An 11,799-nucleotide genomic window follows, 5' to 3' on the forward strand; every position below is an offset into this window, starting at 1 on the left:
GCCTGCGCGAGCGGCGTGGCCAGCGCGATTTCGACAACGCACTGACGCGGGTCGAGGACCTGCGCGCGCCGATGCAGTGCAGCAAGCGAACCCTCAAGCCGGTTCGGTGGCGCTGCACATACAACGACCGGTCGCGTCGCGTCATTTCCTTATTGCGGAAAAAAATTTGTTCGTGGGACTATCGAACGCGTTGCCTGTACACCGAGGGGGTTGCAGGCAGCGCGGTGTCCATCGCAACGACCTAAAAGAACATCGACAGACAATGAACAGAACAGCGATTTTCCCGTATGCGTCCGCGTTGCTCGCGGCTGCCCTGCTGACGGCATGCGGCGGCGACGTCGAGAACGAAGCGGGGCGCACGCAGGCACCTTCGACCGATACGAGCTGCCTCGCGGTCGACAACAGCGGCGCGACGGTCGTGGTGGGCTCGAACCAGCCGGGTGATCCGTCGCTGCCGGAAGCGTCGTCGGGTTATCGCACCGGGATGAAGCCCGTCTATGCGAAGACCTACCTGGTGGCGACGTCGAACGCTTACGCGAGCGCGGCCGGCTGCGCAGTGCTGAAGAAAGGCGGCACGGCCGCCGACGCGGCGGTCGCCGTGCAGGCCGTGCTCGGCCTGACGGTGCCAGAGGCGACGGGCCTCGGGTCGGGCGGCGTGCTGCTCTACTACGATGCGCGCGGCAAGACGCTGCAGGCATACGACGGCCGGGAAACCGCTCCGGCCGCCGCGACGGAGAACTACCTGCGCTACGTCGACGACACGACCGACCATTCGGCGCCGCTGCCGAACGCGCGCGCCAGCGGCCGCTCGATCGGCACGATCGGCGTGCCGCGGCTCATCGAGGCGCTGCAGCAGGATCACGGCCGGTTGCCGTGGCAGAACCTGTTCGGCGATGCGATCACGCTCGCGACCAACGGCTTCCCGATCGGCGGCCGGCTCGCCGACGCGATCGCGGCAAACGCCGCGAACCTGAAGCGCGACCCCGACGCCGCCGCGTATTTCCTGAATGCCGACGGCTCGCCGAAGACGCTCGGCACCGTATTGAAGAACCCCGCGTACGCGCACACGCTGACGCTGATGGCGCAGTCGGGTGCGAATGCGCTGTACACCGGGCAGATCGCGCAGGACATCGTCGCGAAGATCGCCACGACGAAGGGCGCGGACGGCTCGACGCTCACGCCGGGCAAGACGACCGTCGCGGATCTGGCCGCGTATCAGGCGAAACGCCGCGAACCCGTATGCACGACCTATCGCAGCTACTGGGTGTGCGGGATGCCGCCGCCGTCGTCGGGTGGTATCGCGGTCGCCGCGGCGCTCGGCATTCTCGAGAACTTCGACCTGAAGTCGCTGAAGCCGACGGCGATCGATCTCGAGGGCGGCAAGCCGACCGTCGCGGGTGTGCACCTCGTCACCGAGGCCGAACGGCTCGCGTATGCCGACCGCGACAAGTACGTGGCCGATACGGATTTCGTGCCGCTGCCGGGCGGCACGTGGGACACGCTGCTGAACAAGCCGTACCTGAAATCGCGAGCGGCGCTGATCGACGCGGCCAAGAGCATGGGCACCGCACAGCCCGGCAATTTCGGCGCGGTGCCGCTCGGCGTCGACACGACGCTGATCGAGCACGGCACGAACCAGTTCACGATCGTCGACGGCGACGGCAACGTGCTGAGCGCGACGACGACGGTCGAGTCGAGCATGGGCTCGTTCCACATGACCAACGGTTTCCTGCTGAACAATCAGTTGACCGACTTTTCCGCGAACCCGGTCGACAGCGCCGGCAATCCGGTGGCCAACCGCCTGCAGCCGGGCAAGCGGCCGCGCAGCTCGATGGCGCCGACGATCGTGTTCGGTCAGGCCGCCGACGGCTCGCGCGGCGATTTCGTGATGGCGACCGGTTCGCCGGGCGGCGGCACGATTCCGCAATACGTGGTCAAGACGCTGGTCGGCGCGCTCGACTGGGGGCTCGATGCGCAGCAGTCCGCGGGCCTCGTCGATTTCGGCGCGAGCAACAGCCCGACGACCACGATCGGTGGCGAGCATCCGAACGTCAACGCGGCGAACAACGGTGCGAACGATCCGCTGATCACGGGGCTGCTCGCGCTCGGGCACAAGGTGTCGACGTCCGCGCAGGCGAGCGGCGTCAACACCGTAATGCGCGTGACGGTCGGCCAGTCGCCCGCGTTGCAGGGCGGCACCGATCCGCGTCGCGAAGGCGTCGTGCTCGGCGATACGTTCCGGCCGTAACCGGGCGGAACGCGCACGGCCCCGATCTGCCTGTATCTGCCAACAGGCGATCGGGGCCGCGTTTCTTTAAGGGGCTGCAATGACGCACGCACGTCTGCTTGAAATGGACGCAGTCCTGTCGGCGCCAGGCTTTTCGATTCCCTCGGCGATGTCGATTGCGACAGCGCGCTGGACAGTCGCGATGCCGAGCCGTTCGATGCGCAGTGGATGGCGGCATGCGATGCGATCGACGACGATCCGGGTACGGCGATCGACAGGCCGGCAGTAGACGCATTGCGGGAAAAGGCATTCAAGCTCGCCTTCGGCGCATCGGACAACGCCGGAGCGGCGGCGTGCGTGTCCGACGATATCGAATCGATCGCGAGGCGCCGGTTGTCGCGCCGCACCGAGGTCCGGTCGACACACATACTTTGGAATGCATATAAAAACGGCTGGTTCCCCTGCTAGCCGTTTCACTTTCGTGGTTTCCCGATACGCGGCGATCGGGTGAGGCGTGATCGCGGGGCGACCCGTGCCGCATGCCGTCGGATTCGCGCCTGCTCGTCGGCAAGTACGCCGTCTTTCCCATCTCAAGCCCCCGATTGTCAAACAGTGTGAGTCAATCGTCAGCATTTGCAACTGAAGTAACAGTCCCCGCAAATCAATCGTTTTGCGCGTCGGCGCCGCTACATTAGCTCCACCTGCCGCACGTCGCGGCGAGGCATGCGACAAGCCGCACGAACGCGGCCCGCAGCAACAACGTCTTTTGGGGAGAATGACCATGAACAAGATTCGTACGATTCTGCTGGGTGCCGCTCTGACGGCGATGGCGACGTCGGCTGCTTTCGCACAGACGGCCCAGACCGGCGCAGAGGGTTCCGCAGGCGTCGGCGCACAGGTCCAGACGCCGCTGCTCGGCGGCGGCGTGGGCGTGCAGGCTGGCGCCGGCGCGAATGCGGCAGGCTCGGGTTCGGGCGCAGGCAACCTCGTCGGCGGTGCGCTGAACGGCGTCGGCAAGACGGTCGGCGGCGTCGGCGCGGCAGCCGGCAATGCGGTGGGCGGCGCGACCCAGGCGGTGGGTTCGGCAGCGGGCACGGCGAAGGATGCCGCAGCCTCGGCCGTACACTCGACGAAGTCGCACGTGAAGCACGTCGCAGGCACCGCAAAGAGCCACGCGCAAGGCGCGGTGTCGACGGCAGGCGATGTTGCGGGCGGCGCGAAGGCGAAGGCCGGCGAAGCGCTCGAAGGCGCGACGAATTCGGTGCAGGGCGGCGCATCGGTCGGCGTGAAGGGTTCGGCTTCGGCACAAGGCGGCGCGCTGTAAGCAACACGCATCCAATCACGGCCCGGCCCGCTTCGAAGCGGGCCGGGCCGTTTTTTTATCGGCGCACACGGCGCGCCGTTCGACGTTCCTCGCAATACAGTGATGCATCGGCGTTCGCCGCGAATCCGGCGGCGCGATGGGCACGTGCGCGCTACCGGATGCCCCGGGCACGAGCCCGCGACAGGCGACGCGCGCGGTCCCTGCCCATTGCCCGGCCGCCATGCTTAAATAGCGGGGCTCCCGGTTGCCGGGCCGCCGCGATGGCAGCGCCGGCCGACGCGGGCAAGCATGTCCGATCGATATCGTGACGACAGACGACACCAAAACGCCGTTCCGGCGAACCCGGCGGCTACCAGGATTGCGATTGACGGCCGGGCCTGCGCGCGCGGCGCCGCCCTTCGTCATGAAACAGAGGAATCTTCGTGAAGTTCATCCACGCGGCAGACATTCACCTTGACAGCCCGTTGCACGGCCTGAGCGCGTATCCCGACGCGCCGGCCGCGCAGTTGCGCAACGCGTCGCGCGAGGCGCTGCGGCAACTCGTGGATCGCGCGATCGAAGAGGAAGTCGCGTTCCTCGTGATCGCCGGCGACCTGTACGACGGCGACTGGAAGGATCACAACACGGGCATCTTCTTCGGCCAGCAGATGGGGCGCCTGCGCAAGGCCGGCATTCGCGCATTCGTCCTCGGCGGCAACCACGATGCCGAAAGCGAGATGACGAAGAAGCTGACGCTGCCCGACAACGTCACCGTGTTCGGCCACCGCAAGCCCGAAACCCACAAGCTGCCGGAATTCGATGTCGCGCTGCACGGGCAGAGCTTCAAGGACAAGGCCGTCGTCGACAATCTTGCGATCGGTTATCCGGACCCGGTGCCCGGGTACTACAACATCGGCGTGCTGCACACGGCGCTCGAAGGTTATGCGGCGCACCCGAACTATGCGCCGTGTACGCTGGCCGAACTGCACGCAAAGGGCTACGACTACTGGGCGCTCGGCCACGTGCACGAATTCCAGCAATGGACGGGGCCGTCCACCGTCGTGTTTCCGGGCAACCTGCAGGGGCGCCATATCCGCGAGACGGGGCGCCGCGGCGCGGTGCTCGTGACGGTCGAGCAAGGCCGCACGCAGGTCGAGCGTCTGTATCTCGACGTGCTGCGCTGGGAAGCCGTGTCGGTCGACGCATCCGATTGCTTCACGGTCGCCGACCTGTCGAGAAAGATCGGCCAGTCGCTGGAGGCGCTGCTGACCGTCGACGGCCACGTGCCGCGCGCGGTGCGCGTGACGGTCACGGGGCGCACGCCTGCGCATGGGCTCTTTTTCGGCCGCGCGCCGCAGCTGCGTGCGGAGGTGCTGAACCAGATCGGCATCATCGGCAACGAGCGGCTGTGGCTGGAGAAGGTCCGGCTCGCGACGTCTGCCGCCGATCATCAGCAGGGCGAGAGCGAGCAGCTTGAAGCGCTGGAGGATTTGAAGCAGATCCTGGCCGAAGCCGCGCACGATCCGGATTTCCTCGCGCTGCTCGAACGCGACCTGAAGCCGTTCGTCGGCAAGGTCCGCAGCGACGTGAAGGAGGATGTGCCGTTGTTGACGATGGCGCGCGCGGGCGAGCTCACGGCGCTGGTCGAGCAGGTCGGTCCCGCGTTGCTCGCGCGGCTGGCAAGGGGGGAGTAAGCGATGCGCATCAGCCAGCTCGATCTGATCAAGTACGGCAAATTCACCGACGAAACACTGCGGTTCCCGTCGGCCGGCGAGGATTTTCATGTGATCGTCGGGCCGAACGAGGCCGGCAAGTCGACGATCCGCACGGCCGTGTCCGAGTTGCTGTTCGGGATGAAGCTGCAGACGCCGCTCGATTTCCTGCACAGCACGCCTGAACTGCGGATCGGCGGCGTGCTCGAGAACGGTACGGGCGAGTTCGCGTTCCACCGTGCGCGCGGACGCAGTCCGTTGCGCACGCCTGCCGACGACAAACTTCCCGACGACTATCTGGCCGCCATCCTCGACGGCGCGACGCGCGAATTCTTCGAGCAGATGTTCGGGCTCGATCACGGGCGGCTGGTCGACGGCGGCCGCAGCATTCTCGACGCATCCGACAAGCTCGGCCAGGTGCTGTTCGAATCGGCCGCCGGTGTTGGCAGTCTCGGGCCGGTGCGCGAGGAACTCGACGCGCGTTCGGTCGAACTTTGGGCACCGCGCCGCAGCGGCAGCGCGTTTGCGCTGGCAGAAACATCGTTCAACGAAGCCGTGACCGAACTGAAGACGGTCCAGGTGCGCACGCGCGACTGGGTCGATCGCAAGGACGCGCGCGAGGCGGTCGAACAGCAGATCGAGCACGCGCGCGTGGAGCAGCGCCGGCTCGAATCGCTGCGCTCGAAGCTCGAGCGCGTTCGGCGGTTGGCGCCGTACCTGAAGGAGCTGACGGTCAAGGATGCGGCGCTGGCAGAACTGGGCGCGGTCGTCGAGTTGCCGCCGACCGCGTATGCGGACCTGCTGAAGGCGCAGGGCGATCTCGCGGCCGAACAGAAGGTGCTCGAAGAACGGCGTGCCGACCTGCTTGCGAAACGGCAGGCGCGCGATGCGATCGATGCCGACGCCGATACGCTGGCGCTCGAAGCCGACATCGAAGCGCTCGATCGGCTGCGCGGCGCGTGTATGAATCACGCGCAGGATCTGTTGCTGCTCGGCGCCGACGTCGAGCGGCACCTGTCCGCCGCGTTTTCGGCCGCCGCGCAGCTCGACTGGCCGACGGACGAAGCGACGCTGCGCGCGTCGCTGCCGACGGCGCTGTCGCTGAAGACCGTCGCGAACCTGCTGCGCGAACACGGCGCGCTGCACCAGGCGCTCGCCGGCGCGCGCGAATCGCTCGACGAACGAACGCACGAGCTTGCGCAGGTGCAGGAGCAACGGGCGCGCCTGTCGACCGCCGACGTGCCGGAAGCGCTGCGCGCGGCGCTCGCCGATGCGCAAGGCTTTCGCAACAGCGGCCAGCGCGAACAGGCGCTCGAACACGAAATCGCTGCCGCCGAACGCACGCTGTCCGGCGCGCTCGATGCGCTCGGCCAATGGCGCATGCCGGTCGACACGCTGCGCGCGCTCGACGTGCCGTCGGCGGCGCGGCTCGGCGCGTTGCTCAAGGAAGACAGCGAGCGCGCAAGCGCGGCTGCTGCCGCACGCGACGCGCGGGACGGCGCGCTCGAAGAGCTCGAGCGGCTCGAATTGCAGGAGAAGCATTTCGCGGAGAACCACAAGGTCGTCACGACCGCCGACGTGCTGGCGGCGCGCGCACGACGCGACGGCGCATGGGGCGACATCCGCAGCGGCGCCGTCGATCTGGCAACTGGCGCACCGGCGGTCGACGATGCGATTCGTCTGGCCGACGAACTCGTCGATGCGCAGCTCGGCGCCACGCAGGCGGCGGCGACGCTGCAGTCGCTGCGTCAGCAGGTCGAATCCGCGCGTGCCGGTGTGGCGCGCAGGCAGGCTGCGTCGGACGAACGCGAGCGCGAGCTGGCCGCGCATCGCGACGCATGGGCCGAGCTCGCGATGACGGCCGCGGTGCCCGGCATGCCGCTGGCGGCGATGGGCGACTGGCTCGCAAAGCGCGATACGGTGTTCGCGGCGCAGGCCGATCTCGACCGTCAGCGCCGCGAATTCGACATGATTCGCGCGGCGCGCGCCGGTGCCGAAGCCGCGTTGCGTTCGGCGCTGCATACGGTGTCGCGAGGCAGCGAGACGGACGGACTGGCGGCACTCGTCGCCATCGCCGAGACGTTCGTGCAGTCGGCCGAGAAAGCGATCGCGCAGAAGGACAGCCTCGACGACCGCGCGCGGGAAGCCGAACGCGGGTGCGCAACGGCGCAGTCGCGAGTCGGCCATGCGCAAGCAGCCTACGATGCGTGGCATGCGCAATGGCGCGACGCGCTGGCCGACGCGAAACTTTCCGCGAGCGCGGTGACGCTGGCAGCGGCAGAAGGCGCGCTCGGGCTCGCGAATGTGGTGACGGCCGAACTGGCCGATGCGGATGCGCCGCGCAACCGGATCGCTGCGATCCGCGCCGAGCTGGCCGCGCTCGAGGCCGGCGCGCGGCGGCTTGCCGAAACGCTCGCGCCGGAATGGCTGGCGAGCGGCGACTGGCTGGACGTTGCACGCAGGCTGGCGATGCGTCTCGCGGCCGCAAAGGAAATCGCGCGCGCGATCGAGCGTGCCGACGAAGCCGTGCGGCAGGCCGACGGCAAGGTCACGGATGCGGCCGCCGCGGTGGCGGGCGCCGATGCGCGTATCCAGCCGCTGCTTCAATTGGCCGGCGTGGCGTCGATCGACGCGGCGCTGCCGCTGGCCGAACGCTCGGATCGACAGCGCCAGCTTCGGCAGGCGGTCGATGCCGCGCACGAGGCGCTGGTGCGCGACGGCGACGGGCTGTCCCGTTCGGCCGTCGAGGCTGAGGTTGCGGAACAGGACATCGCCGACGTGCCGGCGCGTCTGGAGGCTGTGAAGCAGTCGCTGGGCGATGTCGGCAAGCGGTTGAACGAGCTCGCGCAGCAGCAGGTCGTGGCCGACCAGGCGTTCGGCGCGATCGACGGCCAGGCGAACGCGGCCGTCGCCGAATCGAAGCGGCAGGAAGCGCTCGCGGCGATGGGCGACGCGGCCGAACAGTATCTGGAGGCGGCCACCGCAAGCCGCTTGCTGAAGTGGGCGACGGATCGCTATCGCGACCAGAAGCAGGGGCCGATGCTCAGGCGGGCGGGCGAAATCTTCGCCGGGCTCACGCTGGGCGAGTTCGCGAAGCTCACCGTCGATACCGAACGGACGCCGCCCGCGCTGTATGCACGGCGGATAAAGGGGGCGTCGGTCGAGGTCGCAGGGTTGAGCGAAGGGACGCGCGACCAGTTGTTCCTCGCGCTGCGAATCGCGGCGCTGGAGCTGCAGCTCGGCAGCAGGACCGCGCTGCCGTTCGTTGCCGACGACCTGTTCATCAACTTCGACGACGCGCGCGCGAAGGCTGGGCTCGACGCGCTGCGCGATCTGTCGACGCGAACCCAGGTGCTGTTCCTGACGCACCACGATCACCTGCTGCCGCTCGTGAAGGACGTATTCGGCGCGCGGGTCAACGTGGTCGAACTGCAGCGCGCGCCGGCCGGCGCGTGATGCGGGGCGCGCAGGGATGCCGGCACACGGGAAGAGTCATCGCGTGCAGGTAGTATGTGCGGTTCCGAAATGCACGCGACCGGTTCTGCCGGTCGCGGGACTGGCCACACGAGGGGGGAACATGAAAAAGCTGGTAGCCGCGATCGCGTTCGCGGCGGACAAGCATCGCAATCAGCGGCGCAAGGACGAAGAAGCGTCGCCGTATATCAATCATCCGATCGCGCTTGCCGACGTGCTGGCCAACGAAGCCGGCGTCGAGGACGAACGCGTGATCGTCGCAGCCGTGCTGCACGACACGGTCGAGGATACGGAGACGACCGAGCAGGAACTGCTGCGGCTGTTCGGCAAGGACGTGGCGGACATCGTGATGGAAGTCACGGACGACAAGTCGCTGCCGAAGGACGAGCGCAAGCGCCTGCAGATCGAGCATGCGGCGACCATCAGCCGGCGCGCCAAGCTCGTGAAGCTGGCCGACAAGATCTGCAACCTGCGCGACATCGCGCGGCATCCGCCCGCGGACTGGCCGCTCGAACGCAAGCAGGCGTACTTCGACTGGGCGAAGTCGGTTGTCGATCCGATGCGCGGCGTGCATCCCGGTCTCGAGGCGATCTTCGACGCCGCGTACGGCGCACGGCCCGCGGACTGAGGCGCCCGCATGCGTTCGGCCCGATCCGCCGCACGGCAACCGGCTGCGGTGGCGGGTGTCGACGTCGGGGGCGACAGGAAGCTGTGCGATCTCGTGATCCTGCGCGGGTCGACGGTTGTCTGCCGCGAACGGCGGATCGCGCCCGAGGCGTTGCCTGCGCTGTGCCTCGCCCATGACGTCATGGCCGTTGGCGTCGACGCGCCGAGCCTGTGGTGGGCGGGAAGCGGGCGCCGGGCGGCCGAGCAGGCGCTCGCGCGCGAACGGATCTCGTGCTTTCCGACGCCGTCGCGGGAGCAGGCGGTCGCGAGCACGTCGGGCTTCTTCGACTGGATGTTCATCGGAGAGCGTGTCTACCGCGCGCTCGCGGATGCCTATCCATTGCTGACCGGCGCGCACTATGCGGGCGGGCGCGCGAGCTTCGAAACCTATCCGTACGCGATTACCTGCGCGATGCTGGGCAAGGCGGTTGCGTCGGCAAAGCAGAAGCGCAACCAGCGCCGGCAATTGCTGGAACGGCTGGGGATCGACGTGTCGACGCTGCTATCCGTCGATGCGCGAGACGCGACCCTGTGCGCGCTGACGGCGCAATACGTCATCGATGGAAGCGCGCATGCGTATGGCGATGCAGAGGGGGGATATATCCGTGTGCCGATCGTGAGCGAGACGATTGTGCTCGACTCGTTGTAGTCGCGACGCGCGACCCCGGGCGGGCGCAGATCGCAGGGTTGTCGTTGCGGCAAGGTGAGCTTTTGCGGGAGGTGTGCGGCTTGCCTGACGACGAAGGTGTCAGGCAGCGATTGTCTGTCGGCATGCATCGGGATTGCGGGTGCACACGACATGACGCCGGTGCGCCGCGCGATCCCGAGCGGCACTGCTCAATCCTCGAGGATGGATTTCGGCACGCTGGACAGATCGCAGGCTTGCGCCTGTTCGAAGTAGCCTTCCGCATCGTCGATCATCACGACCGCGACGTCGATCAGTTCGTCGAGCCGTTGCAGCAGCGATTCACGCCACTCGATGTCTTCGTCGCGCTCGGGCGTCTTGTCCATCTGCTCGATGATCGAGTCGGCCGTCTGCAGGAAAGGAATCGCCTGCTGATAGTTTTCGATCGAAACCAGCGCCGCATTGCGTGCGCTGATAAGCCGTTCGCGATGCTCGTCCGCGAGTTCGGATTCGCCGCTGATCCGCGGCAATACATCCGAGATGCGTTGCAGAAGCGGCGGGGCCTGTTCTTCGAGCAGGATGGCGCGCTCGCGCAGCGCTGCATATTCGTCGCGAAGATCGGCGTCGCCGGGTTGAGTGGTGCTATCCATCGTCGATATGAGTACGTGGTTCGGTCGCGGCATGATACTCGACCGTGCGAGCCCCCTTGTCCGATCCTCAGGACAGGGTTGCGAAACCCATGAAGGCGCGAACGCGCGACGTTGCAGCCGGGCGGCGCGGCGTTGCGTTCCGGCGGCCCGTTGATTGGCGGGGATGCGAATCCGGAGCGCGCCTGGGACGGCATGCCGTCGGCCTCGTATATATATGAGGAAAGAGAGGCGTGTTCAAAATAATTTCACAAAAGGGCTTGCGGAGACGGGGGCGGGTGCATAGAATCACGCCTCTTTCGCGCTAACGGAAACGCGGCGCGGGAGAGGGGAAGCGAAGTCGGCGGTGTGCGGCAGGTTGGGCGCACGGCTGGCGCAGGAAGATGGACCGCGCAGTCGCAACGAAGTGGTTAAAAAGTTGTTGACGAGCTGCGAAACACGGTTCATAATCTCGCTTCTCTGCTGCTGAAAACGCAGCGCTGCTGAGAAACACGAAGTTCCTCGCAGAAACGCTCTTTAAAAATTAACAGCCGATAAGTGTGGGCGCTTGATGGAAGCGAGCTGATCCTCGGATCAGAAAGCGAAAGTATCAAGAGTCTCACACTAAAGTAAGTCAGGTTTATGAAGCAATTCATATTCCTGTCAGCTTTGAGTGAGCGACCGGTTCTTAACTGAACCGAAAACAGTAACAGGTTTAAACTGAAGAGTTTGATCCTGGCTCAGATTGAACGCTGGCGGCATGCCTTACACATGCAAGTCGAACGGCAGCACGGGTGCTTGCACCTGGTGGCGAGTGGCGAACGGGTGAGTAATACATCGGAACATGTCCTGTAGTGGGGGATAGCCCGGCGAAAGCCGGATTAATACCGCATACGATCTACGGATGAAAGCGGGGGACCTTCGGGCCTCGCGCTATAGGGTTGGCCGATGGCTGATTAGCTAGTTGGTGGGGTAAAGGCCTACCAAGGCGACGATCAGTAGCTGGTCTGAGAGGACGACCAGCCACACTGGGACTGAGACACGGCCCAGACTCCTACGGGAGGCAGCAGTGGGGAATTTTGGACAATGGGCGAAAGCCTGATCCAGCAATGCCGCGTGTGTGAAGAAGGCCTTCGGGTTGTAAAGCACTTTTGTCCGGAAAGAAA

The 11,799-nt window shown here is 66.6% G+C and carries 8 protein-coding genes and 1 rRNA gene; 8 read left to right on the top strand and 1 reads right to left on the bottom strand.

All coding sequences use genetic code 11. The annotated features are described in order from the left end of the window. Window positions 1–262 precede the first annotated feature (262 nt). From AC3WLY_RS15125 to AC3WLY_RS15155, 7 genes are all read left to right on the top strand, one after another. Window positions 263–2,248 (top strand): gamma-glutamyltransferase family protein, encoded by a 1,986-nt coding sequence (locus AC3WLY_RS15125; protein ID WP_492308645.1) that lies wholly within the window; start codon window positions 263–265, stop codon window positions 2,246–2,248. A 168-nt stretch (window positions 2,249–2,416) separates the two neighbouring features. Further along, complete coding sequence (locus tag AC3WLY_RS15130; RefSeq protein WP_492308727.1) at window positions 2,417–2,695, top strand: immunity protein PIM1 family protein; 279 nt, start codon at window positions 2,417–2,419, stop codon at window positions 2,693–2,695. A gap of 313 nt (window positions 2,696–3,008) precedes the next feature. Then, window positions 3,009–3,551: a hypothetical protein gene (locus tag AC3WLY_RS15135; RefSeq protein WP_034182565.1), complete on the top strand. Its 543-nt coding sequence runs from the start codon at window positions 3,009–3,011 to the stop codon at window positions 3,549–3,551. Between the two features lie 422 nt (window positions 3,552–3,973). After that, window positions 3,974–5,224: a metallophosphoesterase family protein gene (locus tag AC3WLY_RS15140; protein ID WP_492308644.1), complete on the top strand. Its 1,251-nt coding sequence runs from the start codon at window positions 3,974–3,976 to the stop codon at window positions 5,222–5,224. A 3-nt stretch (window positions 5,225–5,227) separates the two neighbouring features. Continuing rightward, the gene (locus AC3WLY_RS15145; protein WP_492308643.1) at window positions 5,228–8,698 is read left to right on the top strand and encodes an ATP-binding protein; all 3,471 of its coding nucleotides are present in this window, start codon (window positions 5,228–5,230) and stop codon (window positions 8,696–8,698) included. 121 nt (window positions 8,699–8,819) lie between these two features. Further along, on the top strand, window positions 8,820–9,344 hold the full coding sequence (locus AC3WLY_RS15150) for an HD domain-containing protein (protein WP_310144223.1): 525 nt from the start codon (window positions 8,820–8,822) through the stop codon (window positions 9,342–9,344). A 9-nt stretch (window positions 9,345–9,353) separates the two neighbouring features. Next, a complete protein-coding gene (locus AC3WLY_RS15155) occupies window positions 9,354–10,031 on the top strand; it encodes a DUF429 domain-containing protein (RefSeq protein WP_492308642.1) in 678 nt (225 codons plus the stop codon). Between the two features lie 188 nt (window positions 10,032–10,219). Here AC3WLY_RS15155 and AC3WLY_RS15160 read toward each other — a convergent pair whose 3' ends face one another. Then, complete coding sequence (locus AC3WLY_RS15160; protein ID WP_492308641.1) at window positions 10,220–10,657, bottom strand: ATPase; 438 nt, start codon at window positions 10,655–10,657, stop codon at window positions 10,220–10,222. A gap of 693 nt (window positions 10,658–11,350) precedes the next feature. On the opposite strand from AC3WLY_RS15160, the gene AC3WLY_RS15165 reads away from it, so the two are divergent. Beyond that, window positions 11,351–11,799: ribosomal RNA gene (locus tag AC3WLY_RS15165) — 16S ribosomal RNA — on the top strand; the annotation flags it as partial.

It is taken from the genome of Burkholderia sp. FW306-1C-G01B, from assembly GCF_058781685.1.

Excerpts from the sequence above, each read along its gene's own strand:
- AC3WLY_RS15135 (WP_034182565.1), top strand. The coding sequence starts at position 3,009 with ATGAACAAGATTCGTACGATTCTGCTGGGTGCCGCTCTGACGGCGATG.
- AC3WLY_RS15145 (WP_492308643.1), top strand. The coding sequence starts at position 5,228 with ATGCGCATCAGCCAGCTCGATCTGATCAAGTACGGCAAATTCACCGAC.
- AC3WLY_RS15125 (WP_492308645.1), top strand. The coding sequence starts at position 263 with ATGAACAGAACAGCGATTTTCCCGTATGCGTCCGCGTTGCTCGCGGCT.
- AC3WLY_RS15155 (WP_492308642.1), top strand. The coding sequence starts at position 9,354 with ATGCGTTCGGCCCGATCCGCCGCACGGCAACCGGCTGCGGTGGCGGGT.
- AC3WLY_RS15150 (WP_310144223.1), top strand. The coding sequence starts at position 8,820 with ATGAAAAAGCTGGTAGCCGCGATCGCGTTCGCGGCGGACAAGCATCGC.
- AC3WLY_RS15160 (WP_492308641.1), bottom strand. The coding sequence starts at position 10,657 with ATGGATAGCACCACTCAACCCGGCGACGCCGATCTTCGCGACGAATAT.